The following is a 24088-nucleotide window of genomic DNA, read 5'->3' as shown; positions in this document are numbered from 1 at the left end:
ATGACCGACAAGAACTTCGACGAGAACCAGAATCCTGAGTCCGCCGAAGGTCGCAGCGAGGGGTCGGACGCTCAGGCGTCCGGCCCCGCGCCGCAGAACCCGGACTCCCGCGAGGCGCAGGCCGCCGAGGGGTCGGACGAGACGCCGGTCGACGGCGCCCCCGACGACCTGACGGTGGACGACATCCTGGGCGCGACGCAGACCGGCGAGGCCGCGGCGGAAGACGCCGTGCTCGCCGACCTCGAGTCGACGCTGCTGAACGACCTCAAGCGCCTGCAGGCCGAGTACGCCAACTACCGCCGCCGCACCGAGGAACAGCGCCAGATCGAGATCGAGCGCGCCAAGGGCGAGGCCGCCAAGGGCCTCATCCCCGTGCTCGACGACCTGGGCCGCGCCGAACAGCACGGCGACCTGGTGGAGGGCACCCCCTTCGCCGTGATCGCCGACAAGGTGCGCGCCGTGGTGGAGCGTCTCGGAGTCGTGGCCTACGGCGACAAGGGCGAGGAATTCGACCCGCAGCGCCACGAGGCCATCTTCCAGCAGCCGACCCCCGGCGTCGAGAAGGCCACGGTGCTCGAGGTCGTCGAGGTGGGGTACCGCCTGGGCGACGTCGAGCTGCGTCCCGCGAAGGTCGTCGTCGCCGTCCCTGCGGAGTAGGTGATCGATGGCCAGCCAGGATTGGTTCGACAAGGACTTCTACAAGACCCTCGGGGTCACGAAGGACGTCAGCGACGCTGACCTCAAGAAGACGTACCGCAAGCTCGCGCGCAAGTATCACCCCGACTCCAATCAGGGCGATGCGAAGGCCGAGGCCAAGTTCAAGGAGATCAGCGAGGCCTACTCGGTGCTCTCCGACCCCGAGCAGCGCAAGGAGTACGACGAGATCCGCGCCATGGGCTCGGGCGCCCGCTTCACGGCCAGCGGCTCCGGGGCGGGCGGGTTCGAAGACGTCTTCAGCCGGTTCGGACAGCAGGGGCGAGGCCAGAGCGCCGACTTCGAGGACATCTTCGCGATGTTCAACCAGGGGCAGGGCAGCGGCTTCGGCGGCGGCCGGTTCGGTCAGCCGAGCGGCGGGTTCCGCGGCTTCGGCGGACCGCAGCGCGGCGCCGACGTGACCGCCCGCACCACGCTCGACTTCACCACCGCCGTGCAGGGTGAGACCATCACGCTGCAGGGTGAGGACGGCAAGCCGTTCAAGGTGAAGATCCCCGCGGGCGTCGCCGACGGGCAGAAGATCCGGCTGCGCGGCCGGGGTCGTCCGTCGCCGGACGGCGGAGAGAGCGGTGACATCGTGGTGCAGATCACGGTGCGACCGCACCCCGTGTTCACGCGCGACGGCCTCAACCTCCGCGTGGTCGTGCCGGTCACGTTCACCGAGGCCACGCTCGGTGCCACCATCGAGGTGCCGACGCTCGGCGGTGACGTGGTCAAGCTGCGCGTCGCCCCTGGCACTCCGTCCGGGCGCGTGCTGCGCGTCAAGGGCCGCGGTGTCGCGACCTCCAAGGGCACGGGCGACCTGCTCGCCGAGCTCCAGGTCGCGGTGCCGACGCACCTCGACGACGCCGCGCGCGAGGCGCTGGAGAAGTTCCAGCAGCTGGAGCCGCAGGAGAACCCGCGGGCGGAGTTGATGGCGAAGGCCCGCCGATGAGTGCGAACGCCGAGGGACGGGGGTGGAGTGCGTGATGGACGCCGACACCCCCGTCTTCGCGATCGCCGCGGCCGCCGAGCTGTCGGGCCTGCACCCGCAGACCCTCCGCCAGTACGACCGCATCGGGCTCGTGGTGCCCGGCCGCACGCCGGGCGGCTCCCGGCGGTATTCGTCGCGGAACATCGAGCAGCTGCGGGAGGTCGCGCAGCTCTCCTCCGAGGGGATGAGCCTGCCCGCGATCGCCAAGCTCCTCGACCTGGAGGACGAGAACCGGATGCTGCGCGGGCGCGTCGTCGCGCTCGAGGCCGCGCTGCGCGCCGAGCGGGAGAACCGCCCGGGCGTGCGGGTGTTCGCGGCCGGCTCGTCCGGCGTGGTCCCGATGCCCGGTGGACGACGGCTGCGTCGCTCGACCGAGCTGGTGCTGTGGCACCCGCGCGGCTCGGCGTGACCTGCGCCCGACACGTTCAGGGGATGGAAAGCCGCTCTTCCTAGCGTGGGGGCAGGGAACCCCCTGGTCCGCGCCGCGCGCGGGTGTCCTGCCACGACGGAAGAACTCCTCATGACGAACACCACTGCCCACCGCCCCGCCCCCTCGCTGGGACTCCTGATCCTCCGGGTCGTCACCGGTGCGATCTTCACCGCCCACGGCGCCCAGAAGATCTTCGAGTACACGATCCCCGGAACCATCGGCAGCTTCGCGGGCATGGGTGTGCCGTTCGCGGAGATCGCCGCGCCCGTGGTCGCCTTCGTCGAGCTGATCGGCGGCATCCTGCTGATGCTCGGGCTGTTCACCCGCCCGGTCGGCGTGGTGCTCGCGATCGACATGCTGGTCGCGCTCGTGCTCGTGCACCTGCCCGCCGGTCTCTGGGTGGGCGAGGGCGGCTACGAGTTCGTGGCCGTGCTGGGCGCGGCCGCTCTGGCCCTCGCGCTCACCGGTGCCGGGCGCTTCTCGATCGACGGGGCCGTGCTGCGGGGCCGAGCTCCCGCCTGGCTCGCCTGACCGCTCAGCCCTCGCCCCGGTCGACGCCGACCCGCCGCACCAGCACCCACGTGTTTCCGGCGTCGCCCGGCACGTGCCGGAACTCGTCGAGCGCGGCCTGCGACAGCGCCAGGCCGCGCCCGCTCTCGCTGTCCTCGCCCGGCATGGACACGGTGTCCCAGTCGATCGGGGCGGGCGGCGCGGTGTCGCGGATGTAGGCGCGCAGCTCGTCCGCCGAGACACGCACGTCGACGCTGAACACCACGTCGGTGCGCTCGTTGTGCTGCGCGATGTTGGTGGTCACTTCGCTGACGGCCAGCGCGAACAGCACCTGGTCCTCGGCGGGGATCTCCGGACCGTCGGCCCAGAGCCGGTCGAGCGCGTCGAGCGCGCTGTCGACCAGGGCGAGCCCGGCGGGCCCGTCGACGTGGAACGCCCGGACCTCAGCGGCCATCGAACGCCGATTCCGGCGTCGGGTAGTCGCGCAGCACGCGATCCAGGTTGGTCAGGTGGAGCACCGTGCGCACGGCCTCCGGCACGGCCGCGATCCGCAGGTCGCCCCCGGCCACGCGGGCGCTCTTGAGCCCGCCGACGAGGGCGCCGAGGCCCGAGGAGTCGACGAACTCGGTGCCGCTGAGGTCGATCGCGATGCGCGGCTGCCCCGCGGCGACGAGGTCGCTCACGGCGTTGCGCAGCAGGGGTGCGCCAGACGCGGTGAGGCGCCCCGTGATGGCGACGACGGCGTAGCCGTCCCTGGTATCAGTGCTGACGTTCATTCGACTCCTTCTCGAGGATGGCCGCGGCGGGACCGCGGTACCGGGCGGCCTGGATGATGACGCTGAGCACGACGAGGTCGTACAGCACCCAGGCGGTGTTGACGAGGGTGCCCGTGCCGTCGGCCGTTCCGAGGAACACCCGCACCACCCCGATCACGAGCGCGACGGCGAGCACGATCATGGCGGTGAGCTGCGGCCAGATCTCGCCCCACGGCACGCCGCGCGGGTCACGGCCGTCCTTGCGGGTGACGGCGAACGACAGCGGCCGGCCGAGCACGACGTTCGCGAAGGCCGTCCAGCAGGCACGGATCCACACCGGGAACAGGGCGAGCGAATACTGCTGGCCGCGCCAGGTCTTCACGCCCTTCGCGACCACGAGGAACAGCGCCTGGTTGATGAGGAAGTACGGCAGGAACCGCGCGAAGAAGTCCACCGACCACGCGGTCACCGGGAGCACCCCGAACACCAGGTAGATCACGGGCGCGGCGAGGTAGACGATCGCCGCGAAGCCCGACAGGTAGCTCCACATCGTGGCGAAGTACATCAGCCGCTGCCCGACCGAGAGGCCGCGCTTGGCGAGCGGGTTGTCGCGCAGCATCACCTGCAACGTGCCCTGTGCCCACCGCAGGCGCTGCGTGAGCATGGTGCGCAGGTCTTCCGGGGCGAGCCCGTGGGCCAGGATCTCGTGGTGGTAGACGCTGCGCCAGCCGAGGGCGTGCAGCTGCATCGCGGTCGCCATGTCTTCCGTGACCGAGATCGTGGCGAGCGGGAGGATCGGCTGCGCCTCGTCGCCGCGGTCGAGCCGCAGCGTGTCAAGCAGTCCGCGCACGGCCTCCACCGCGGTGATGGGCGACAGGTCCGACGCCGCCAGGGCGTCGAGCCCGGCCTCGTCGACCACGACGAGTCCGAGCTCGGCGTCGTGCTGCATCGGCAGCGCGCCGATCTCGGCCAGGTCGGCGCGGATGCCGTCCAGGTCGTGCGCGACCAGGATGCGGGAGGCGTTGTCGACGGCGTCGCCGACGCGTGCCGCCACCTCGGCGACCGATTCCCCGGCGGCGAGGTCTTTCCGGCCGCGCGAGATCGCGATGCGCAGCGCCCCGAGCTCGGTCGCCAGGGCGGGGTCGGTCGCGGCCTCCGCCTCCTTCGCGATCAGGGTCTCGGAGGTCTTGAGCGCCTTCGCGGCCGACTCCGTCACCTCGCGCACGTAGCCGACGATGCCGAGCTGCATGAGCGCCTCACGTCGCAGCACGGCGTTGGAGCCGCAGAAGAACGCGGCGTTCCAGCCGTCCTTGCCCTGCTGGATGGGGCCGTAGAACAGCGGTGCCTGACTGCCGAGCGGGTCGGCCTCGTCGACGTTCACGAACCACTGCGGCGTCTGCACGAGCGCAACCTCGGGGTCGTCGGCGAAGTAGCCGAGCGCGCGGTGCAGGATCAGCGGGTCGGGCACCTGGTCGGCGTCGAGGATGAGCAGGAACTCGCCGTCGGTCTGGAACAGGGCGCTGTTGAGGTTGCCGGCCTTCGCGTGCCGGGGCTTTCCCGTCCAGTCCTCCGAGCGGGTGAGGTAGGCGACACCGGCGGCGCGGGCCTCGGCTTCGAGCTCGGGGCGCGCCCCGTCGTCGAGGATCCACGTCGTGTGCGGGTAGGCGATGCGCTTCGCCGCCCGCGCGGTGGTCATGACGAGCTCGATCGGCTCGTCGTACGTGGTGATGAACACGTCGACCGTGCCCTGCGGCGGCGACACCGGGGCCGGGCGCTCCTTGGCGCGCCACATCGTCAGGCAGAACAGGAACGTGTCGATGAGGCTGTAGGTCTCGGCGATCACGAGCGGCACGGCGATCCACCACGCCGACCAGTTCACCGACTCCAGCCAGCGCCAGGCGACGTAGTTGACGCCGAGCAGCACCGACAGCAGCGCGAGGATGCGGATGGTCGCGAACCGGGCGGTCACGAGTCCCTCCGCACCACCACGACGGTGATGTCGTCGGTGGCGCGCTCGTCCGAGTTCGCCAGCCGCAGCGCCTCCTGCACCGCGCCGTCGGGGCCGAGTGCGGCGAGCACGCGGTCGACGTGTGCGAAGGGGTCGTCCTCGTCGAGCACGTCGAGCAGGCCGTCGCTGCAGCAGATGAAGGTGTCGCCCGCCTCCAGCGTCGTCGTGAGCGGCTCCCGCGGGTCGGCGACGCCCATGCCCATGCCCAGCGGCAGGTTGGTGGAGCGCAGCGGGGTCCAGGAGCGGTCGGCGCGGATCACGAACGCGAGACTGTGGCCCGCATCGATCACCTGCAGCTCCCCGGTCGAGGGCTGCAGCTCGGCGACCACCGCGGTGACGAACATCGAGGTGTCGGCGAGGTCGTCCTCCAGGAGCCGGTCGACGTCGGCGACGGCCGTGGTGAGCGGACGCTCCGGGGCCGTGCGCAGCGATGCGCGCACCGTGGCCGCCACGAGCGCGGGCCCGGTGCCCTTGCCCATCGCATCGGCCAGGGTCACGCGCAGGGCGTCGCCGTGCCGCGAGAAGTCGAAGTAGTCGCCGGCGAGCATGCCCCGCGGGGCCGCGCCGGCCGCGATCGTGTAGCCCTCGACCTCGGGCAGTACGCGGGGCCGCAACGCCTGCTGCACGACCGCGGCGTGGTCGATGTCGGCGTCCTGCGCGAGCTCGGTCTGCACCCAGAACGCGAGGTCGCGGAGCAGATCCTGCTGCGAGTCGGTGAGCACGTGCGGCTCGGTGTCGAGCACGCACAGGGTGCCGATGGGCTCTCCGCCCGGGGCGTGCAGCGGGTGCCCGGCGTAGAACCGCAGGTGCGGGTCGCCCGTGACGAACGGGTTCTCGGCGAACAGGTCGGTGGCGCTCGCGTCTTCCACCACCACCGTTCGATCCTGCGACACGGTGTAGTCGCAGAACGAGTCCTCGCGCGGGGCCTCGTTCCCCCCGAGGCCGATCTGCGCCTTGCGCCATTGCCTGTCCCGGTCGATCAGCGAGACGCTGACCATCGGTACCCCGAACATTTCTTTCGCCAGTCGCGCCACCCGGTCCACTCGCTCGTCCGGTGGTGTGTCAAGGATCCCCAGTTCCTCGAGCGCTGCCTGGCGCCGTCGCTCGTCGAACATCGCCCGCCCCTCCTACGGTCACTTCCGGTCATCCTAGGCGGAATATCGGTGGCGTGGTGCGGCCGTCGAAGGCGCGTCCAGGTGAACCACAGGAAACGGTTCTGCGCAAGCCCCGTGGCGAAACGCTTCTCCGGTCCTACTGTCCGATTCAAGGCTCGGACCGCCGACTGCACCTCCCCCCGTCGCGCAGCACGGGCGGCCCCGATCCGGCATCGCGCGTGCCCGGCAGCCGGGCACCACGGTCTCTCCGGCGTGCCCCCGCACGCCGGATCATCGCAGGGAAGGAGCGGGTGGATGGCACGGACGCCACGCACGCGCGATCGCTACAACCGCCGCGAGGCCCTCGCGGGGTACCTGTTCATCTCGCCCTGGATCATCGGGTTCCTGGTGTTCACGGCCGGCGCGATGATCTACAGCCTCTACATCTCGTTCAGCAGCTACAACCTGGCCACGAACACCGCCCGCCCGATCGGCATCGACAACTACGCCAACCTGTTCGACGACCCGCGGGTGGGGGTCTCGCTCGCGAACACCCTCTTCTACGTGGTGATGGCCGTGCCGCTGGAGATCGTGTTCGCGCTGGTGCTGGCGATGCTGCTCAACCGGGTCGGCCGGGGCGCCGGGTTCTTCCGGGTGCTGTACTACCTGCCGAAGATGACCCCGGCGGTCGCGACGGCGGCGGTGTTCTTCCTGCTGCTCAACGGCAACTCCGGCGCGGTGAACCAGTTCCTCCGGCTGTTCGGCATCGAGGGGCCGCAGTGGCTCGTCGACCCGGCGTGGGTGAAGCCGAGCATCGTGATGATGACGCTGTGGACGGTCGCGGGGACGATGGTGATCTTCCTCGCGGCGCTGAAGAACGTGCCCGTCGAGCTGTATGAGGTGGCGTCGCTCGACGGCGCGGGGCCCGTCCGCAAGTTCTTCTCGATCACCCTGCCGATGATCTCCGGGGCGATGTTCTTCAACGTGATCGTGCTGTCGATCGCCGCGTTCCAGATCTTCGACCAGGCGTACCTGCTGTTCTGGCGCGACCAGAGCAACTCCTCGCCGGAGGCGTCGCTGTTCTACGCCATCTACCTGTTCCAGCAGGCGTTCCGGCAGTTCAACTTCGGATTCGCGGCGGCGATGGCGTGGCTGCTGTTCGTGATCATCATGCTGATCACCCTGATCCAGGTGAAGGTCGGCAACCGCTTCGTCTACTACGAGGGAGACCGCTGATGTCGCAGACACTGCGCCCGGAACCCGTCGAGGTCGAGCGGGAGAAGAGCCCCGGAACGTTCACCACCACGGTCCCCACGCGCGGGCGCTGGCGCCGCCGGCTCCACCAGCCGAAGAGCCTCGCCGGCCGGATCGTGCTGAACGTGATCCTCGTGCTGTTCGGGCTGCTGTTTCTCTACCCGTTCGTGTGGCTGATCGCGGCGAGCCTCAAGCCGCGCGGCGAGGTGTTCGACAACGCCCTCATCCCGAAGACGTTCGTGCCGGAGAACTACGTCGAGGTGTGGAACCAGCTGCCGCTGCTGAGCTGGATGGGCAACAGCATCGCCATCGCCCTGCTGGCCGCGGGGACCGTGGCGATCTCCAGCTCGATCGTGGCGTTCGGCTTCGCGTACTTCCGCTTCCCCGGCCGCGGCCTGCTGTTCGGCCTTGTGCTCGCGACCATGATGTTGCCCGGCGCGGTGACCATGATCCCGATCTACCTGATCTGGAAGGAGACCGGGCTGCTGGGCACGTGGGTGCCGCTGTGGGGCATGAACCTGTTCGGGTCGGCGTTCTACATCTTCCTGCAACGGCAGTTCTTCCTCGGGCTGCCGCGGGAGCTGTTCGAGGCGGCGCGGCTCGACGGGGCGAGTGCGTGGGGCCTGTTCTGGCGGATCGCGATGCCGCTGTCGATCCCGTCGTTCGTGATCGTGTTCCTGTTCGAGTTCCAGGCCAGCTGGAACAACCTGCAGGCCGCGCTCATCTACCTCAACGCCGGGTCGGTCGACCAGTTCACCGCCCCGCTCGGCATCGCCTACGCCATGACCAAGTACAGCCCCACAGCGGGAGGCCACGGCGACTACCAGTACGTCATGGTCGCGTCGCTGCTGGTGACGCTGCCCATGCTCATCCTCTTCGCCTTCGGGCAGCGCTCCTTCATCGAGGGCGTCGCCACCCAGGGGCGCAAGGGCTGACAACGCACCACCGATCGAAAAGGAGCAGTCATGCGCACACGCATGTGGGGAATCACCGCGGTCACCGCCGCATCCGTCCTCGTCCTCGCCGGCTGCGGCGGGGGAGGAGGGGGAGACCAGGCCGCCGACGCCGACTTCGGTGCGGAGCCGAGCGGCACGCTGAAGGCGTGGGGGTTCGAGAACGCCGACGACGTCGGCACCTCGCGCATGGACTATGCGGCCGAGCAGTTGAGCGACGTGAAGGTCGACCTCGACGCGACGGCCTTCGACGCGCAGAAGTTCACCACCCGCATCGCGAGCGGTGACGTGCCCGACGTGGTGCAGATGGACCGCCGTTACGTCACGACCTACGCCGCGCAAGACCTCATCATGCCGCTCGACGAGTGCTTCGCCGCGCAGGACGTGACGCCGCGCGACCACTGGTACCCGTTCGTGGTCGACGACGTGACCTACGAGGATGCGGTGTGGGCGGTGCCGCAGTTCTACCAGCCGCCGGCGATCCTGCTGAACAAGGCCGTGCTCGACGAGGCCGGGGTGACCGCGGAGGAGATCGACACCTCGCAGCCCGACGTGCTGCTCGGAGCGATCGCGAAGATGTACCAGGAGTCGGGCGGCGTGCCGTCGCGGCTCGGCTTCGACCCGGTCGCCACCGGCCAGGCGGGGCTGTGGATCCTCGGCATGGGCGGTCAGCTCAACGACGCCGACGGCGCCCCCACCCTGGACGACCCGAGCAACGTCGCGGGCATCGAGATGCTCAAGCAGATCACCGACGCGCAGGGCGGCTTCGCGGCGGTGAAGAGCTTCACCGACTCGTTCGACGCGTTCGGCGACCAGAACCAGTTCGTGGCGCAGCAGGTCGGCTCGCAGGTGAACGCCCAGTGGTACCCCAACGTGCTCAGCCCCTACGCCGACCAGATCCAGTTGGAGGCGGTGCCGTTCCTCAACAGCGACGGGGAGCCGTTCTCGGTCGCGTCCGGCACGGCGTTCGTGATCCCCGTCGGGGCGAAGAACCCCGCGGCAGCGTGCGCGTGGATGGTGAACCTCACCTCGGACGACGCGTGGATGGCGGCGGGCGACGCGCGGGCGAAGACCATCGGGGAGGAGGGCGGCATCAATACCGGGCTGTTCACCGGCTCGCCCTCGGCCGACCAGGCCATCCGCGAGAAGTTCGTGACCGAGAGCGGCAACGCGGGCTTCGACCAGGTGATCTCCACGTTCTACGACGTGGTCGACTACGGGAAGTCGTTCGGCTCGTCGCCCGCGGGGCAGGAGATCCAGAACGAGCTGAACAACGCCATCACCGCGGCGCTGCTCGGCGACAAGTCTCCCGAGGACGCGTTGAAGGATGCGCAGGACGCCGCGATGCGCGCCTACGAGAACGCCACGGCGGGCTGAACCCCGGAGGGGCGTGGGTGGGGGCGGCTTCGCCCCCACCCACGGTTGTGTCGGTGATCGCTAGGAGTGCCCGACAACGGTGACGACGATCTGCACGATCCCGAACACGATGAATCCGGCGCCGCCAACGATGATCCCCTTCTCTCCGCGATGCTCGAACGTGTCGGCCACGGGCTGACCGTAGAACCGTCGGAACCACCGCAGGGCGAACCGCAAGAATGCGTGCCTGGCCAGAAGGAGGGCGGCTCCGACCGTCACGATCACGAGCCCGATAACAACGCCGAGGATCATTCGACGGTGAGTCCTTTCACCTATGTTGCCGTGAGTAGCAAATGGATCTTGTGCGGAGGAAGCGTGGCCATCTGCGAAAGGGGAGCGAATCTCCCGCTGCGGACGTCGGAACCAAGGAAGGGGCGAAGGAGTCCTCGAGCGATGACGAGATTGACGTTCGTCTCGTACCAGCAGATCGATTGCCAAAGTGTGGCTCTCTGAAGCCACGAGTGGACGCACAGCCACGAGAGGGCTGCGAAGGGGACGAGGATCCACAGCAGAACCCCGCGAATCGTGAGGAAGAGGAACCACCCGAGCGTGCGCATGGATTCTTACCGATCTCCCGCATCCTCGTTCTTCGTCCTCAACCGTCGACGGAGACGGCTGACAACGACGATAGCCATCAGCAGCCCGACGACGAAGACAGCGATCAACGCGGAGGCACGATCCCCCGGAACGACGAACACGGCGAGAAGGGACCCGACGATGTACCAGAAGAAGAGCCCGGTCTGAACTCCCTCTCGGAAGAACGCGATCACCCACGAGCCGATGGAGTGCTTTTCCGCCACCGTGTCACCATCCATCTGCCGCGTTCTCGCTCCACCGGTCGACGTCATCGTCCCTGCCCAGGGCCAGGACTGAGACCTCGTCGAGGGTGACTCTCCACGCGCGCCATAATCCCGGCGGCGGCGGGGGCCGCGGCCGTCGCCGACACCCGCTCCCACCCATCGATTGAGGGCCTCCGCGATTCGCCGGGCATCAGCGATCCCGCAGACGGTCGCGCGCAACGGTATTCGGGTTCCGTTACGAAGCTCTACCTCGACCATGCCGCTCGCCAACCACCCGGTGTCGCTCGGCCACGCCAGGTAGAAGAACAGTCCGCTGTACTCGACGTGACGAAACCGAAGAATGCTCGCCCGGTCGTACTCTCGTCGTGAGAACCAGGACCGAACAACGACGGACCGCTCCGTCGGAATCACCCCGGTGAAAGGCAGTCGCACCCACAGCCACACGGTCAGCACCATGCTCCCGAGCAGCAGCACGGTCACGGGAAGGGGTGCGTGCAGCGGCATCGGCCCGACCAGAGCGAGAGCGGGGAGAGCCAGCGTGAACACGCTGGCGACCGCGAGTCGACCTGCCCGCCCCGCCCGGCCCGTGGGCGCCTCGTACTCTCGCTCACCGAGCCAGCCCGGCCGCACTCGCGCGACAGGATCGAGCGGCATCACGACGAGGAGTCCTGTCCGCCGGCGGCGCGGTGGTTCGCCTCTGTCGCTCGCGTCGGATACTCCGGGTCGAACGAGAGCAGGTCGCGGTAGCGGCGGTTGGTGAGGAGGCCCGGGTGCCGTCCCTCCACTTTCCGCGCGTAGTCGAGAGAGCATCTGATCCGATGCCTCGACCAGTTCCTGTGCCGAGACGAAGGCCGGCCGTTCGCTGTCGTCGGCGACGATCTCGATCCGAGTGCCTCGCGGGGCGAAGTGGAGGCACCGCTCCGATCCGAGGATCTCCAGCGTGTGCGGTTCACCGCGCTGGATCACGTGGGCCGCGTTCGTCATCTGGAGCGCGAAGCCGAGTATCGGCAACCAGCCCAGCGCATGCTGTGGTCTGCGTCCGTCATGAGCACGATGTCACCGAGGAAACGCCAGTAGCCCAGCGACACGTCGTCGATCCGATCCCACGCCACGTCGTCTGCGCTCGCGTCCCGATGTATCCGGTAGTCGAGGGTCAGCATGGTTCCCTTCCTTTCACGACGGCGAGGCAGTCGGTCATGCGATGGTCGAGAAGAGAAAGAGCACGCCGCCCACGAAGACCACCACGCCGACCAGGAGAAGGCCACTCCCGCCGTAGAGCAGGCGGCGGTCGAGATGCGGAAGCCCTGACAGGCCGCGATCGGTGTGCCACGTCGCGCGGTGCGACCAGCACCGGCTCAACAGGAGTGCGCCAGTGATGCAGGTGGCGAGACCGACGGCGACCACGCCGGCGGTCAATACCTCACCCCACGGCGGCCCTATCTCCACGAGATGCACGAGTGATGCCTCTCCTCGGCCATCGCCCAGCCGTCGAGGCAGAGAGACGGCGAGAAGGAAGCAGCCGATCGCCACGAGGAACTGGATCAGGCTCACGCCCAGACCGACCGTGGATGCAGGCAGCGCGAGCCGCCCCGCCATCCCCGCGGCTTTCACATTCCGCCCCACGCGTTCGCGATGAACTGCGACGACGGTAGCGGAGGCCACCAGAAGCGCACCCATTGTCAGGAAGGCGACCGTCAGGAGCGTGGACATTCGTCCGGCCTGATCATTCGATCGATGGTGAGCACCGGCGCCGAGGATTCTGTCCTCGCGATGTGAATCTCGCCCGGAATCACACCGCGCAGGATGACGGAGCCCGGACGCTGCGTCACGCGGTCCAGCACGATCGTGCCGAGTCCCTCCGGATCGTGGACGTGGAAGTCGGTAGCGCCGGTGATCGTCACGGTGAAGGGAAATCGCTCCCAGCTCGCCCCCCGAAACGAGGGGAATTTGCGGCCGCCAGTCTTCCTCGCTTCGTAGAGAAGCCGTCCGCCCTGAAGATCCACCCAGCCCGTCACCTCGAAGACCCCAGCGCTGATGCGCGCCGTACGCAGGTCGAGGACGGGGTCGTCGACGTCGTCGAGGGTGATTATCTCCACGACCCCATCATTCCCGACCGTGAGGTCGGTCAACCAGTGGCAACGGCCTGCGGGCTTCCGGGAGGGAGAAGCACGCATTCCTTCCCGCGCCAGGGTGTTCGTCTGCCGGCTCACCGCTGAGGTCAATGGATGCTGAGGCCCAGCGCCGCGCGCATCGTCCTCGCGAGCCGGAGGACGCCGTTCCGCCTGCCGATGGTTGAGGGCAGCCAGACGCGCCGACCGCTCGTCAACTCGACCTCGATCATCCGGACGGACCCGACGACAGGCAGCCATCCGACGGAGGCACCGCCCATGCCGAAGTAGGGGACCAGCTCCACAGCCGACACCTCGCCGGCCCTGAAGCGCTGCGTACGGAACCAGGAGACCACCTTCACCGCTCCAGGCGAGACCCAGACGCCGAGCCAGGCGGAACGCACGAGCGCGGCGGCGACGAATGCGTAGACGGGAAGCCCGATCCACCACATGCTGCTCTCGTGCCCCAGCAGCACGAACAGTCCGGTCGCCGTTGCTCCCCACAGAAGTGCCCCGATCCGTGCTCCGGTCGATGCGCTCTGTGCATCAGCCGCCTACGCGGGCGCGGACGAGAACGACGCGATCATCATGACGGCCCGCCCGTCAGTCCAAGGGCGACGGTCGCCCATCGAACGGGCGAGTCGATGGAGTTCTCTGGAGCGTTCCTCGTTGCCCCGCTGCTGCAACAGCACCGCGAGATTGTGGGCCGCTGTGCGCGTCACCGGTGGCGATCCCGCGCCAGTACGCCGCTTCGGCCGCGTCGGTGCTGTCCGGCGTTTCGCTCAGGAGGTTGCCGAGGAGGAGCGCCGCTCCGTATACCTCGGCCTCGCCGGCCCACTCCGTCCATGCCCGCCCCTCCCCGACCAGCCCCTCACTCAGCAGGAGCCGCGCCAACGGAAGCGCGAACTCCGGAGACTCCTGGAGGCCCGCCGTGAGGAGGCGCTCGATCTCTCGTGGATCGCCGGGTTCCGTAGTGAGGACCAGGCTCTCCCCGAGTAGACCCTCCAGCCGTGCGTGACCGTCCGGGCGAAGATCGAGTGCGGCTCGAAGGTGCACCACCGCCTGGTCGTGATCACCCAGCCAGTTCTCGCCCTCGCCGAGAGCAGCGAGGGCATCCCACGACCCGGCGCTCGCGGCCTCACGGAACATCGACAGCGCCAGACGTTCATCGACATCCCAGACGATCGCTGCCAGGTGAAAGAGACCATCCGCGTTGGGGTCGATCCGTTCGGGAAGGTGATCGATACTGAGGTCCGGAATCGGTGCCCGGAGAAGCTCACGATCGACGTCACCGGAAGGGCGCGCGTTGTCGCGAAGGAAAGACAGGAAGCCGCGCTCGCCGAATCCCTGTGCCCCGTACATCCGTCGACGTGTCACAGGACGATGTTCTGGATCGCGCCGGCAACTCCGGCTGCCGTCATCGCCAGTCCGATACAGATGATGCCGACCCCGACCGTGCCCATCATCCACGGCGTCTGCCGACCTGCCGACGCCCGCGCATACCGCTCGCCGAGCATTGACTTCTGCGCGGAGAACATGAACCCGTTGAGACGGGCGCGGTGACGAATCACCACAATGCCCAACACGATCACCAGCACTCCGACCAGCAGATTCGGAACGACGGTATCGACACCGATGTCGGGCATTCTCACCGCTCCTGTCGATGGTGGCGTTTCTTCCGACACTGTGGCATAAATCCGCTCATGCGGGAAAGGTCCGACGGGGAGCATCCAACATCCGCTCCGGTGCGGAATACACCTCGCGGCGTGACGCCACATACCGTTCCCAGTGGCGCATCAGAGCATCGATCCCCACTTCCTCTCCTTCCGGTGGCGGCATCCACCTCACCATTCCGGAGATCTCGGGCGGAAACTCCAGATCTGCGGCCAGAAGTTCGACGATGCCGAGCACGTCGGCGAATCTGTCTCGATTGTCGGAGAGCCACGCCATGAAAAGGTAGGTCCAGATACCCAGGGCACTTCGGTCGCTTTCCTCCGTGGGCGTGGGGACGAGTCGGCTCACCTTCTCCGCGAAGTTCCACTCGTCGGCCGCTGTCAACTCGAAAACCTCGGGTCGCATACGCTGATCCTCGCGAATCGCCTGATCCACGAGCCGTATCCCCTCGGAAGGGCGGACCCACCCCTTCCGCAAGCCGAGATCCAACTCGGGCAGCGTCATCCGCGACCGGCGTGAGATGTCATCGCCATCCAGATCGATGCTGAGGAGGTCCTCGCTCATGGCACTCCAATCAATCTCTGCGGTCATGCCAGCACTCGAAACAACCCCAGGGTCAACAGGGCGCCACCGAAGAGCAGGAACCCGGTCGCGATGACGATGATGGCGCGCATTCGGGGCATTCTCCGGGAGACCTCCCGCGGGGAGAGCTGGTCCTCGCTCAGAACAACGGCGTAGCGTGCGCGTACGAACCTCAGCAGGCGCTTTCGTGCCAGGAGCATGGTGGATCCCGCCAGGAGGATGGCGATGCCACTGGCGATACACGCCACCGCGAACGTGTGCATTCCCTCACACCCGCACGAACACGCCCGCGAGGAGTGCGATGACCCCGAATGCGATCATCGCGATGCCGCACGCGCCCACCCACGCGGCGCTGCCACGTTTGGCGACCTCGCGGCCCGGGGCGCCACCGAGGGCGCGATTGGCGTCCGCGGTGATATCGAAGAGCCTTTGACGGTGGCGCACCACGAGCGGGCCGAAAACAAGGAGGACGACCCCCAATCCGAGCGAGAAGTAGTTATCCGCAGACATCAGGCCCCCTTGCTATCGATGAAGAAGCCGACGTACTCCGGCATCGAGAGAGAGCTTCTACGGCTGATGCCGGTCATGGCGGTGTCGTCCATCGGCATGGCTGCGCCGTCTTGGTACACCAACACTCGCTCATCCAGCGTCTCGCCGGGGCGCAGGCGTGCGTGCAGGAAGGGCTCGAGCTCCTTTCGCGCGTTCGGGAACGACCCGGCCATCAGGCATCCCATGAGCTCACGAACGCGGCCGGTGTGACGGGACGTGAGTGCGGTGCCACGTGCGCGGAGAAGGGCGCGACCGCCTGCCCGTGTCTGGTCATCGAATGCGTAGCCCTTCGGGTGAGGACGCCGCCACGTCGTCGTCGGCGGCCGGGTTCGGACTGAGGTCAAGCGCGGATCCAGGATCGGCGAACCTGGACGGGGAGATTATGTCATGCCCCCGCGGCGGCTGGTGGAGCCGCGACGCCGCTGACCGTGCGTGACGCGGCCGACCTCCACGCAGAGGGCCTGGTGCACTGAAATCGATTTCGGTATCGTCGGCCTCCACGCCCCCTGTCGCTCGCGGAGGAGCCGCATGTCCCGCACCGGTGCACGTCGCTCGACCACCCTGTTCGCCGCTGCCGCCCTGGCCGTCACGGTCACCGCGTGCGCCGGGGGAGGGGCACCGGTGGAACTCGACCCCGACCCCGACAAGCCGTTCGTGCTGACCGGGATCTCCGGGCTCACTGAGGTCGCGCAGCTGACGGGACCGGCGGGCATCAACGACACCGAGGCGGTCGGCGTCGCGGGCACCGATCTGGGCTCGATGACCACCGTGGGCGACCGCACCTGGTTCTTCTTCGGCGACACGTTCGGCGAGCGCGCGCCGGGCACGACCGGCGGTCAGGGCGGGCAGTGGCGCTCCAACGTGGCCGCCTGGACGACCGACGACGACCCGGCCGACGGCATCTTCTTCGACGGCTGGGTGGCCGACGGGATCGGGCTCGCGGCCCCGCTGATCGAGGGTGACCACGGCCCCAACGACGGCTCCGGCGAGGTCACCAAGATCCCCACCGCGGGCTTCGCGATCGGCGACACGATCTACGTCTCCTACATGTCGGTGAGCTACTGGGGCGACCCCGGCGCGTGGGATGCCAACCGCTCCGCCCTCGTCGTCTCGCGGGATGACGGGCAGACCTGGGCTCCCGTCGAGGGCATCGAGTGGCCAGGGGACTCCGGCTTCGTGCAGTTCGCGACAGCCCCCGTCGCCGCCGACGGCGAGGACTGGATCTACCTGTGGGCGATCCCCTCCGGGCGGTTCGGGGAGGTGCGGCTGATGCGGGTGCCGGCCACCGAGGAGGCTGTGGAGGACCAGGGCTCCTACTCCTACTTCGCGGGCCTCGACGGCGACGAACCGGCGTGGTCGGACGACCTGGACGACGCGCAGGTCGTGGTCGAGGGCACGATCGGTGAGCTGTCGGCGATGTGGTCGACGTACCTGGAGCGCTGGATCATGACCTACTCCGACGCCGGCAACGCCTACATCCGCGAGGGCATCACCCCGTGGGGCCCCTGGGGCGACCCGATCGAGCTCGTGCCCGGCGACGACTACCCGGGGCTCTACGGCCCCTACCTCGACCCGCGGTACGTCTCGGACGACGGTCGGCGCATCTACTTCACGCTCTCGCTCTGGGATCCGTACAACGTGTTCTGGTTCGCCGCCGACCTCGACCGCGCCGACGGATGAGCAGCCAGTCGCCGACTATTGCGCATGAAATCGATTTCGCCTAACCTGGCGCATACCCGATCAGAGTGGATCGACGCGAGCTGGTCGGCACCCCCACCCGGCGGCAGCCGGGACACAGCATGACTCGAAGACGAGTGACGTCCTGAGGAGGACCAATGCGCAAGACACGCAGTCGCATGTGGAAGGTCGCAGCATCCGTGGTGGTGGCGGGCATCGCCCTCAGCGGATGCTCCGGGGGCGGCGGCGGGGGCGGAGGCGCCGGAGCCGAGGGGGAGCCCGACAGCGGCGAGCTCAACTTCGTCTACATGGGAGACGCCGACCAGCAGAAGGCGTTCAACGCGCTGTTCGCCGAGTTCAACAAGCAGTACCCCGACATCAAGCTCAAGGCCGTCGGCATCCCCAGCGGCAACTGGGCCACGTTCTCCACCACGGTCGCGACGCGTCTCGCCGGCGGACAGAAGATCGACATCATCCAGGTCGCCACCGAGGGGCAGCGGCTGTTCGCCTCGAAGGGCATCCTCGCCGACCTCGCGCCCTACATCGAGCAGGACCAAGAGGTCGTCGACGACTACTGGGACGACATCAGCCCCAACCTGCAGAAGTTCAACGAGGAGTTCGCGGCGGGCCCCGACGGCGAGACCGTGTTCATCCCCGGCGGGTTCAACACCATGGCCATGTACCTCAACAAGGACGTGTTCGAGAAGGCCGGAGTCGCCATCCCCGAAGACGGCAACTGGACGTGGGACGAGTTCGTCGCGGCCGGGAAGCAGATCAAGGAGAAGACCGGCGCCTACCTCGTCGGCGCGGGCTCCGGCTACTTCGTCGACGTGATGCCGTGGCTCACCACCAACGGCGGCAGCACGTTCAACGCCGACTGGAGCGAGCCCACCTACAACTCCCCGGAGGCGGTCGAGTCGGCCGAGTTCGCCCGCAGCCTCGTCGAGATGGGCCTGGCACCGAAGCCCGGCGGCCAGTTCGACGGCAACACCGCGTTCAAGCAGGGCAAGCTCGCGATCCTCAGCGGCGGACGCTGGCCCGTGCTCGGTGTGCGCGAGCTCGACATGGTCGACAAGACCGTGGTCGTGAACTGGCCCACCAAGACCGGCAACGGCTCGCCGGTCGGCTGGGACGCCTGGAACATCGCCAAGAACAGCGACAACAAGCAGGCCGCGTGGACCTTCATCAAGTTCCTCATGTCGGAGGAGGCCGGCAGCTACTTCGCCGAGATCGGCGGCACCATCGTGCCGGCGCGGGAGTCGGTCGCGAACTCGCCCGCCTTCACCGACAACGCCCCCGAGGGCACCATCCGGCTGAGCGAGGCGATGGACTTCGCCACCCCGATCCCCTCGATCGACCAGGGCGCCGAGGCGCAGAAGGTCATCGAGGAGGCGTGGGGCACGATCATCGCCGGTCAGGGCGAGGCGCAGAAGACCCTCGACGCGGCGCAGGCGGAGCTGGAGCAGCTGGTCGGTGAGTAGCATCGCCGCCGCCCCCACGGTGCGGCGCCCGGGAGCAGAGCTCCTGCGGCGTCGCACCGCGACCGCGGGCTGGATGTTCGTCAGTCCCGCGCTGCTGCTGTTCCTCGTCTTCGTCGCCGGGCCGTTCGTGTTCGCGATCGCGCTGGCGTTCCTGAAGTGGGACATGCTGACCACCCCGGAGTTCGTCGGCGCCGACAACTTCGTGCGCCTGTTCTCCGACCCGATCCTGCCGCAGGTGCTGCTGAACACGTTCGTGTTCGCGTTCGCCTCGATCGTCACCCACCTGGTGTTCGGGCTGCTGCTCGCCCTCGCGGTCAACCGGGTCGCGAGCCGCGTGCTCGGCTACTTCGCCCGCGTCGCGATCTTCTTCCCGTTCCTGATCTCCTGGGCCGCGGTCGCCCTGCTGTGGAAGTACGTGCTCGACCCGACGTTCGGCTACGTGGCGCAGTACGCGGCGACGTTCGGCATCGAGCTGCCCAACTTCTTCGCCGACCCGGCCTGGGCCATGCCCGCGATCATCTTCATCGACCTGTGGCACACGGTCGGCTTCACGTTCATCATCATGCTCGCCGGACTCCAGACCGTGCCCACCGAGCTCGTCGAGGCCGCCCGCACCGACGGCGCGACATCGTGGCAGATCTTCTGGAACGTGACGCTGCCGCTCATGTCGCCCACCATGTTCTTCGCCACGATCATCACCTTCATCGGTGCGTTCCAGATCTTCGACCCGATCCAGATCATCACCAAGGGCGGACCGCAGAACTCCACCACGACGATCATCATGTACCTCTACGAGAAGGGCTTCCAGGCCTTCGACATGGGGTACGCCGCCGCGGTCGCCCTGCTCGTGTTCGTCATCATCATGGGCGTCACCGTGCTGCAGTTCCTCGGCCGTCGGAAGTGGGTGCACGAATCATGACCGTTCTTCCTCCCACCGTGGAGCCGCGGACCGACGTGCTCACCCGCGTCGAGCGGCAGCGCCGCCGCCGCCGCCACCGTCCCACCGTCGGCGGCGTGATCGTCGACGTGGTGCTCGTGGTGTTCGGCATCCTGATGCTGTCGCCGCTGTTCTGGCTGATCGTGCAGAGCTTCACCGAGCCGGAGTTCGCGTTCGCCGACCCGCCGCGCTGGCTGCCGATCCCGTTCACCACGCAGAACTTCGCCGACGTGTTCGAGTACATGCCGTTCTTCCAGCAGTTCGGCAACTCGCTCGCGCTCGCGCTCATCTCCACCGTCGGAGCGCTGTTCTTCTCGGTGCTCGCCGCCTACGCGTTCGCCCGCATCGACTTCCGCGGCAGCCGCGTGCTGCTGGTCGTGATGCTGTCGGCGCTCATGGTGCCGGGACAGCTCGTCATCATCCCGATCTTCATCATGATGCGGCAGCTCGGACTCGTCGACACCCTCGCGTCGCTGTGGCTGCCCGCGCTGATCAACGTGTTCCAGATCTTCTTCCTGTCGCAGTACTTCAAGACGATCCCGCGCGAACTCGACGAGGCCGCGCGGCTCGACGGCGCCGGACACCTGTGGATCCTGTTCCGGATGCTCATCCCGCTCTCGGCCCCCGCGGTCGCGGCCCTCGCGATCCTCGGGTTCGAGGCCTCGTGGAACGGGTACTTCGGGCCGCTCATCTTCCTGTCCAGCCCGGAGAACATGACCCTGCCCCTCGGGCTCGTCACGCTGCAGAACGGCTTCGGCGCCGCACCCGCGGTGATCGTGTTCGCCGCCATCACCATGGTCGTGGTGCCGCTGCTCGTGGTGTTCCTGGCGTTCCAGCGGCAGATCGTGGAGAGCGTCGCATCGACGGGGCTGAAGGGATGAGCAGGGTGCACGCGCGTACTCGCACGGCGGGGTCTGGTGCTGCGGGCTCCGCGGGCGTTGCCGACGCGACGGCGGCCGCCCGTGCCGCCGGTTCCGCTCCCGCTGCGGTCGACCCGGTGCTGCTGCGCCTTCCGGCCGCGGCGTGGCGGGCCCTCGCGCCGCTCGGGGTGACCGGAGCCGCGGCGCTCGCGGCCTGGGCGTTCGGGGCGGCGCTGCTCGGGCCGGCGTCGCCGCTGGTGCCGCTGCTCGTGGTCGCCGCGTGCGCGGTTCCGGCCGCGTGGGCCCTCGGCGCGCTGCACGACCGGATCTTCGACCACGCGGCCGTGCGCCTCCGCCGCCGCGTGCTCGCGGTCGCGGTCGGTGCCGGTGCGCCCGCGGTGCTGCTGGCGTGGTCGCAGGTCACGAGCGCGATCGCCGCGTCCGCCGCGGTGCCCCTGTTCGCCGTGCTCGCATTCGCGGCGCTGCTGCTGTCCGCCGCGGTCGCCCTCGTCGCGGTGGTCGCGGTGCCCGTCGCCGCCCTCCGCGACGACGTGGGGCTGCGCACGGTCGCGGTCGTCTGTGCCGTCGCGGCGGTGCGTCGCCCGCTCGGACCGCTGGCCGCGCTCGCCGCGTCGGCCGCGGTCGCGTGGCTCGGGCTCACCTGGTTCGGTGGGCTGCTGCTGCTCGCGGCACCCCTGCTCGTGCTGCTGTCCGTCGCCGCGGCCTGGCCGGTCGCCGCGGCATCCGGAGTGGCGCTGCCGCCGCTCGTCCCCGGCCGTCGACCCGCACGAGGAGAATCATGACCGACCGCCTGTCCCCGTCCCGTCCCCACACCGAGGCCCCCGCGCTCGCGATGCCCGTGGGTGGCATCGGCACCGGCGGCTTCGCGGTGAACGCCGACGGGTCGCTGCGCCAGTGGCAGCTGCAGGGCATGCCGAACCACCTGGGCGCTCTCCCCGGCACGGGCTTCTGGCTGCGGGTCACGCAGGTCGAGCCGCCGCTCAACGTCATCTCGATGGTGCAGGGCACCCCGGTCCGGGATCCGCAGGCATCGCTCACGACCGACGGCTTCGTGCCCGAGTGGATGACCGCGGCGGCCGAGAGCTTCAGCACCTTCGAGAGCGCCGCGTTCCGGGGCACCTACCCGGTGGCCGAGGTCGAGCTGACCGATCCGCGCCATCCGGTCGAGGTGCGCATGCGCGTGCTCAACCCGATGGCCCCGCGCGACGTCGAGCTCAGCTCGATCCCGACCGGGATGTTCGAGTTCACGCTCACCAACACCGGCCCGATCGGGGTGCACGGCACGCTTGCGGGGTCGCTGCTCAACGCGATCGGGTGGGACGGCATCACGCCCATCGCCGACAGCACCCCGGGGCTGGGCGGCAACGTCAACCGGCTGCGCCGCGGCGCGGGCTGGTCGCGCGTGGTCATGGACAACCCGGGCCTGGACGAGAGCGACCGCCTCGCCGGGCAGCTCGTGCTCGCCGCCGACGACGAGACCGCGGCCGTGCTCACGCGGTGCAGCGGTCTGGAGCACCTCGACGCGTTCCTCCGCTCCCGCGCCGGCAACGACGGACGCTCCCGGCTCGCGCTCGCCCCCACCATCGGCGACCCGCAGCTCAACGCCCCGCAGGGCGGGTCCGGCCCCAGCCCGCAGGGGCGGTCGTGGCTCGGGGTGGTCGGCGTGCCCTTCGCCCTCGCCCCCGGCGCCTCGCGCACGATCCGTTTCTCGATCTCGTGGCACCTGCCCAACCGGTTCGTCGACATCGAGCAGTTCGGGGCGCCGCACCCGGAGTGGGGAGCGTCGACCTTCTACCTCGGCAACGCGTACGGCCGGCGCTACCTCGACGCGCTCGACGTGCAGGCCACGGTCGAGCGCCGGTGGGACGAGCTCGTCGAGCGCACGCTCGGGTGGACCGGCACCCTCGCGGGGTCGAGCCTCGACGCGCGGGAGGTCGAGCACCTGGCCGCCCAGGCCGCGTACGTGCGCAGCCCCACGTGCTTCATCGGCGCCGACGGCCGGTTCTACGGCTACGAGGGCTCGCTCGGCGACTCGACCTGGATGTGGTCGGGCGTCTTCGGCGGCTCCTGCCCGCTCAACTGCACGCACGTGTGGCAGTACGAGGCCGCGCTCGCCGGGCTGTGGCCGAGCCTGGAGCGGAACATGCGCGACACCGAGTTCGACGTGATGCAGGCGGCCGACGGGTCGATCCCGCACCGCCTGCGCGTGCCCACGTATCTGCACCAGATGACGGACGAGTTCATCGGCGGACCGGAGGAGCCCGCGCTCGACGGCATGCTCGCCACGATCCTCAAGTCGCTGCGCGACGTGCAGCGCGGGGCGGGCATGGAGTGGCTCGAACGCCGCTGGCCGCAGCTCGTGCGGTTGTACACGCACATCCGGGAGAAGTGGGACGCGGACGGTGATGGCGTGCTGCGCGGCATCCAGCCCAGCACGCACGACATCGACCTTGCCGGGGTCAACCCGTTCATGGGCACGCTGTGGCTCGCGGCGCTGCGGGCGTACGAGGAGCTCGCGCGGCGGGTGGGCGACACCGACGCCGCGGCGGAGGCGGCCGAGAGGTTCCGCTCCGGCTCGGCGGGGTACGACGAGCTGCTGTTCGACGGCACCCACTACATCCAGGTGCTCGACGAGGGCGACCCGGAGGACTTCCAGTGGCGCACGGGTGTGCTGTCCGACCAGGTGATCGGGCAGTGGTGGGCGCATCAGCTCGGGCTCGGGCCGATCCTGCCGCCCGAGCACGTGCGCAGCGCCCTCCGGCACGTGGTCGCCTCGAACCTGCGGCACGGCTTCGCGGACTTCGCGCACCCGTACCGCGTCTATGCCGACACGGCCGACGACGTCGGGCTGCTGATGTGCACGTGGCCCGAGGGCGGACGACCCGAGGTGCCCACGCGCTACGCCGACGAGGTGTGGACGGGCATCGAGTGGCAGGTCGCGGCGCACTGCTTCTTCGAGGGGCTGGAGGAGGAGGGCCGTGCGGTGCTCGAAGGGCTGTGGGACCGGCACGACGGCCGCCGCCGCAACCCCTACAACGAGATCGAGTGCGGCGATCACTACGCCAGGGCCATGGCGGGGTGGACGCTGCTGCAGGCGCGCTCCGGCGTGCGCGTGGACGAGGGGACGGGCGAGCTGCACGTCGGCGCCGAGGGCCGCTGGCCGTGGGTGAGCGCGGCGGGCTACGGCACCGTCACCGTGGGGGAGCAGGTGGAGGTCGACGTGGTGGAGGGCGACTGCCCGTTCACCGTGGTGCGCGCGGACTGAACGCACCGAAGGGCGCCCGCGGGAAGC

The 24088-nt window shown here is 69.1% G+C and carries 29 protein-coding genes; 13 read left to right on the top strand and 16 right to left on the bottom strand.

Annotated elements, in window-relative coordinates; genetic code table 11:
* From ACFV3I_RS00315 to ACFV3I_RS00300, 4 genes are all read left to right on the top strand, one after another.
* Positions 1-657 (top strand): nucleotide exchange factor GrpE, encoded by a 657-nt coding sequence (locus ACFV3I_RS00315; protein ID WP_136028706.1) that lies wholly within the window; start codon positions 1-3, stop codon positions 655-657.
* Positions 658-664: 7 nt separating this feature from the next.
* Positions 665-1648 carry a DnaJ C-terminal domain-containing protein gene (locus ACFV3I_RS00310; protein WP_136028705.1) on the top strand — a complete coding sequence of 328 codons (984 nt, stop codon included), beginning with the start codon at positions 665-667 and terminating at the stop codon, positions 1646-1648.
* 34 nt (positions 1649-1682) lie between these two features.
* On the top strand, positions 1683-2096 hold the full coding sequence (locus ACFV3I_RS00305; RefSeq protein WP_136028704.1) for a heat shock protein transcriptional repressor HspR: 414 nt from the start codon (positions 1683-1685) through the stop codon (positions 2094-2096).
* Between the two features lie 111 nt (positions 2097-2207).
* Entirely contained in the window at positions 2208-2648 is a 441-nt protein-coding gene (locus ACFV3I_RS00300; RefSeq protein ID WP_206252367.1) for a DoxX family protein, read from the top strand.
* A 4-nt stretch (positions 2649-2652) separates the two neighbouring features.
* Here the strand turns inward: ACFV3I_RS00300 and ACFV3I_RS00295 are convergent, their stop codons facing one another.
* Genes ACFV3I_RS00295 through ACFV3I_RS00280 form a run of 4 tightly spaced genes read right to left on the bottom strand, consistent with a single transcriptional unit; the run spans position 2653 to position 6505 of the window.
* Positions 2653-3081: an ATP-binding protein gene (locus ACFV3I_RS00295; protein ID WP_136028702.1), complete on the bottom strand. Its 429-nt coding sequence runs from the start codon at positions 3079-3081 to the stop codon at positions 2653-2655.
* Complete coding sequence (locus ACFV3I_RS00290; protein WP_025102664.1) at positions 3071-3403, bottom strand: STAS domain-containing protein; 333 nt, start codon at positions 3401-3403, stop codon at positions 3071-3073. The genes ACFV3I_RS00295 and ACFV3I_RS00290 overlap by 11 nt, the downstream gene beginning before the upstream one ends.
* Positions 3387-5351, bottom strand: coding sequence for a glycosyltransferase family 2 protein (locus tag ACFV3I_RS00285; RefSeq protein WP_378822139.1), 1965 nt, complete (start codon positions 5349-5351; stop codon positions 3387-3389). The genes ACFV3I_RS00290 and ACFV3I_RS00285 overlap by 17 nt, the downstream gene beginning before the upstream one ends.
* Complete coding sequence (locus tag ACFV3I_RS00280; RefSeq protein WP_206252375.1) at positions 5348-6505, bottom strand: GAF domain-containing SpoIIE family protein phosphatase; 1158 nt, start codon at positions 6503-6505, stop codon at positions 5348-5350. The genes ACFV3I_RS00285 and ACFV3I_RS00280 overlap by 4 nt, the downstream gene beginning before the upstream one ends.
* A 294-nt stretch (positions 6506-6799) precedes the next feature.
* Here ACFV3I_RS00280 and ACFV3I_RS00275 point away from each other — a divergent pair, with 294 nt between their 5' ends.
* From ACFV3I_RS00275 to ACFV3I_RS00265, 3 genes are read left to right on the top strand one after another with little or no spacing between them, the layout of a single operon-like run.
* Positions 6800-7720: a carbohydrate ABC transporter permease gene (locus tag ACFV3I_RS00275; RefSeq protein WP_136028699.1), complete on the top strand. Its 921-nt coding sequence runs from the start codon at positions 6800-6802 to the stop codon at positions 7718-7720.
* On the top strand, positions 7720-8673 hold the full coding sequence (locus tag ACFV3I_RS00270; RefSeq protein WP_136028698.1) for a carbohydrate ABC transporter permease: 954 nt from the start codon (positions 7720-7722) through the stop codon (positions 8671-8673). The genes ACFV3I_RS00275 and ACFV3I_RS00270 overlap by 1 nt, the downstream gene beginning before the upstream one ends.
* 30 nt (positions 8674-8703) lie before the next feature.
* Positions 8704-10068 carry an extracellular solute-binding protein gene (locus ACFV3I_RS00265; protein WP_378822138.1) on the top strand — a complete coding sequence of 455 codons (1365 nt, stop codon included), beginning with the start codon at positions 8704-8706 and terminating at the stop codon, positions 10066-10068.
* 60 nt (positions 10069-10128) lie between these two features.
* Here the strand turns inward: ACFV3I_RS00265 and ACFV3I_RS00260 are convergent, their stop codons facing one another.
* The 12 genes from ACFV3I_RS00260 to ACFV3I_RS00205 form a co-directional block, all read right to left on the bottom strand.
* Entirely contained in the window at positions 10129-10359 is a 231-nt protein-coding gene (locus ACFV3I_RS00260) for a hypothetical protein (RefSeq protein WP_247637919.1), read from the bottom strand.
* Positions 10360-10670: 311 nt separating this feature from the next.
* A complete protein-coding gene (locus tag ACFV3I_RS00255; RefSeq protein WP_378822137.1) occupies positions 10671-11387 on the bottom strand; it encodes a hypothetical protein in 717 nt (238 codons plus the stop codon).
* A gap of 173 nt (positions 11388-11560) precedes the next feature.
* Positions 11561-11692, bottom strand: a complete 132-nt coding sequence (locus ACFV3I_RS00250) for a hypothetical protein (protein ID WP_378822136.1) — start codon at positions 11690-11692, stop codon at positions 11561-11563.
* 195 nt (positions 11693-11887) lie between these two features.
* Positions 11888-12067 (bottom strand): hypothetical protein, encoded by a 180-nt coding sequence (locus tag ACFV3I_RS00245; protein ID WP_378822135.1) that lies wholly within the window; start codon positions 12065-12067, stop codon positions 11888-11890.
* Positions 12068-12101: 34 nt separating this feature from the next.
* Positions 12102-12617: a hypothetical protein gene (locus ACFV3I_RS00240; protein ID WP_378822134.1), complete on the bottom strand. Its 516-nt coding sequence runs from the start codon at positions 12615-12617 to the stop codon at positions 12102-12104.
* Complete coding sequence (locus tag ACFV3I_RS00235; protein ID WP_378822133.1) at positions 12602-13003, bottom strand: hypothetical protein; 402 nt, start codon at positions 13001-13003, stop codon at positions 12602-12604. Before ACFV3I_RS00235 ends, ACFV3I_RS00240 begins: the two co-directional genes overlap by 16 nt.
* Positions 13004-13125: 122 nt before the next feature.
* Positions 13126-13491, bottom strand: a complete 366-nt coding sequence (locus ACFV3I_RS00230; protein WP_378822132.1) for a hypothetical protein — start codon at positions 13489-13491, stop codon at positions 13126-13128.
* 127 nt (positions 13492-13618) lie between these two features.
* Positions 13619-14377, bottom strand: a complete 759-nt coding sequence (locus tag ACFV3I_RS00225; RefSeq protein WP_378822131.1) for a hypothetical protein — start codon at positions 14375-14377, stop codon at positions 13619-13621.
* An 11-nt stretch (positions 14378-14388) separates the two neighbouring features.
* Positions 14389-14661, bottom strand: a complete 273-nt coding sequence (locus ACFV3I_RS00220) for a hypothetical protein (protein ID WP_247637914.1) — start codon at positions 14659-14661, stop codon at positions 14389-14391.
* A 55-nt stretch (positions 14662-14716) separates the two neighbouring features.
* On the bottom strand, positions 14717-15280 hold the full coding sequence (locus ACFV3I_RS00215; protein WP_378822130.1) for a DUF2247 family protein: 564 nt from the start codon (positions 15278-15280) through the stop codon (positions 14717-14719).
* Positions 15281-15538: 258 nt separating this feature from the next.
* The gene (locus ACFV3I_RS00210) at positions 15539-15781 is read right to left on the bottom strand and encodes a hypothetical protein (protein WP_206252394.1); all 243 of its coding nucleotides are present in this window, start codon (positions 15779-15781) and stop codon (positions 15539-15541) included.
* On the bottom strand, positions 15781-15993 hold the full coding sequence (locus ACFV3I_RS00205; protein ID WP_206252395.1) for a hypothetical protein: 213 nt from the start codon (positions 15991-15993) through the stop codon (positions 15781-15783). The genes ACFV3I_RS00210 and ACFV3I_RS00205 overlap by 1 nt, the downstream gene beginning before the upstream one ends.
* Positions 15994-16348: 355 nt before the next feature.
* On the opposite strand from ACFV3I_RS00205, the gene ACFV3I_RS00200 reads away from it, so the two are divergent.
* The 6 genes from ACFV3I_RS00200 to ACFV3I_RS00175 all read left to right on the top strand — a co-directional run bounded on the left by ACFV3I_RS00200 (position 16349) and on the right by ACFV3I_RS00175 (position 24061).
* Complete coding sequence (locus ACFV3I_RS00200) at positions 16349-17500, top strand: DUF4185 domain-containing protein (protein WP_378822129.1); 1152 nt, start codon at positions 16349-16351, stop codon at positions 17498-17500.
* A 155-nt stretch (positions 17501-17655) separates the two neighbouring features.
* A complete protein-coding gene (locus ACFV3I_RS00195; protein WP_378822128.1) occupies positions 17656-18978 on the top strand; it encodes an ABC transporter substrate-binding protein in 1323 nt (440 codons plus the stop codon).
* Entirely contained in the window at positions 18971-19897 is a 927-nt protein-coding gene (locus ACFV3I_RS00190) for a carbohydrate ABC transporter permease (RefSeq protein WP_205828199.1), read from the top strand. The genes ACFV3I_RS00195 and ACFV3I_RS00190 overlap by 8 nt, the downstream gene beginning before the upstream one ends.
* On the top strand, positions 19894-20796 hold the full coding sequence (locus ACFV3I_RS00185; RefSeq protein ID WP_136028683.1) for a carbohydrate ABC transporter permease: 903 nt from the start codon (positions 19894-19896) through the stop codon (positions 20794-20796). Before ACFV3I_RS00190 ends, ACFV3I_RS00185 begins: the two co-directional genes overlap by 4 nt.
* Entirely contained in the window at positions 20793-21578 is a 786-nt protein-coding gene (locus ACFV3I_RS00180; protein ID WP_378822127.1) for a hypothetical protein, read from the top strand. The genes ACFV3I_RS00185 and ACFV3I_RS00180 overlap by 4 nt, the downstream gene beginning before the upstream one ends.
* Positions 21575-24061 carry a GH116 family glycosyl-hydrolase gene (locus ACFV3I_RS00175; RefSeq protein ID WP_378822126.1) on the top strand — a complete coding sequence of 829 codons (2487 nt, stop codon included), beginning with the start codon at positions 21575-21577 and terminating at the stop codon, positions 24059-24061. Before ACFV3I_RS00180 ends, ACFV3I_RS00175 begins: the two co-directional genes overlap by 4 nt.
* Positions 24062-24088 lie beyond the last annotated feature (27 nt).

Source organism: Microbacterium sp. NPDC059771 (assembly GCF_042732495.1).
GTDB lineage: Bacteria > Actinomycetota > Actinomycetes > Actinomycetales > Microbacteriaceae > Microbacterium > Microbacterium sufflavum.
This window is presented reverse-complemented; position numbering and strand designations above follow the sequence as displayed.

Excerpts from the sequence above, each read along its gene's own strand:
- ACFV3I_RS00315 (WP_136028706.1), top strand. The coding sequence starts at position 1 with ATGACCGACAAGAACTTCGACGAGAACCAGAATCCTGAGTCCGCCGAA.
- ACFV3I_RS00310 (WP_136028705.1), top strand. The coding sequence starts at position 665 with ATGGCCAGCCAGGATTGGTTCGACAAGGACTTCTACAAGACCCTCGGG.
- ACFV3I_RS00305 (WP_136028704.1), top strand. The coding sequence starts at position 1,683 with ATGGACGCCGACACCCCCGTCTTCGCGATCGCCGCGGCCGCCGAGCTG.
- ACFV3I_RS00300 (WP_206252367.1), top strand. The coding sequence starts at position 2,208 with ATGACGAACACCACTGCCCACCGCCCCGCCCCCTCGCTGGGACTCCTG.
- ACFV3I_RS00295 (WP_136028702.1), bottom strand. The coding sequence starts at position 3,081 with ATGGCCGCTGAGGTCCGGGCGTTCCACGTCGACGGGCCCGCCGGGCTC.
- ACFV3I_RS00290 (WP_025102664.1), bottom strand. The coding sequence starts at position 3,403 with ATGAACGTCAGCACTGATACCAGGGACGGCTACGCCGTCGTCGCCATC.
- ACFV3I_RS00280 (WP_206252375.1), bottom strand. The coding sequence starts at position 6,505 with ATGTTCGACGAGCGACGGCGCCAGGCAGCGCTCGAGGAACTGGGGATC.
- ACFV3I_RS00275 (WP_136028699.1), top strand. The coding sequence starts at position 6,800 with ATGGCACGGACGCCACGCACGCGCGATCGCTACAACCGCCGCGAGGCC.
- ACFV3I_RS00270 (WP_136028698.1), top strand. The coding sequence starts at position 7,720 with ATGTCGCAGACACTGCGCCCGGAACCCGTCGAGGTCGAGCGGGAGAAG.
- ACFV3I_RS00265 (WP_378822138.1), top strand. The coding sequence starts at position 8,704 with ATGCGCACACGCATGTGGGGAATCACCGCGGTCACCGCCGCATCCGTC.
- ACFV3I_RS00260 (WP_247637919.1), bottom strand. The coding sequence starts at position 10,359 with ATGATCCTCGGCGTTGTTATCGGGCTCGTGATCGTGACGGTCGGAGCC.
- ACFV3I_RS00245 (WP_378822135.1), bottom strand. The coding sequence starts at position 12,067 with ATGCTGACCCTCGACTACCGGATACATCGGGACGCGAGCGCAGACGAC.
- ACFV3I_RS00240 (WP_378822134.1), bottom strand. The coding sequence starts at position 12,617 with ATGTCCACGCTCCTGACGGTCGCCTTCCTGACAATGGGTGCGCTTCTG.
- ACFV3I_RS00225 (WP_378822131.1), bottom strand. The coding sequence starts at position 14,377 with ATGTACGGGGCACAGGGATTCGGCGAGCGCGGCTTCCTGTCTTTCCTT.
- ACFV3I_RS00220 (WP_247637914.1), bottom strand. The coding sequence starts at position 14,661 with ATGCCCGACATCGGTGTCGATACCGTCGTTCCGAATCTGCTGGTCGGA.
- ACFV3I_RS00215 (WP_378822130.1), bottom strand. The coding sequence starts at position 15,280 with ATGACCGCAGAGATTGATTGGAGTGCCATGAGCGAGGACCTCCTCAGC.
- ACFV3I_RS00210 (WP_206252394.1), bottom strand. The coding sequence starts at position 15,781 with ATGTCTGCGGATAACTACTTCTCGCTCGGATTGGGGGTCGTCCTCCTT.
- ACFV3I_RS00205 (WP_206252395.1), bottom strand. The coding sequence starts at position 15,993 with ATGGCCGGGTCGTTCCCGAACGCGCGAAAGGAGCTCGAGCCCTTCCTG.
- ACFV3I_RS00200 (WP_378822129.1), top strand. The coding sequence starts at position 16,349 with ATGTCCCGCACCGGTGCACGTCGCTCGACCACCCTGTTCGCCGCTGCC.
- ACFV3I_RS00195 (WP_378822128.1), top strand. The coding sequence starts at position 17,656 with ATGCGCAAGACACGCAGTCGCATGTGGAAGGTCGCAGCATCCGTGGTG.
- ACFV3I_RS00185 (WP_136028683.1), top strand. The coding sequence starts at position 19,894 with ATGACCGTTCTTCCTCCCACCGTGGAGCCGCGGACCGACGTGCTCACC.
- ACFV3I_RS00180 (WP_378822127.1), top strand. The coding sequence starts at position 20,793 with ATGAGCAGGGTGCACGCGCGTACTCGCACGGCGGGGTCTGGTGCTGCG.
- ACFV3I_RS00175 (WP_378822126.1), top strand. The coding sequence starts at position 21,575 with ATGACCGACCGCCTGTCCCCGTCCCGTCCCCACACCGAGGCCCCCGCG.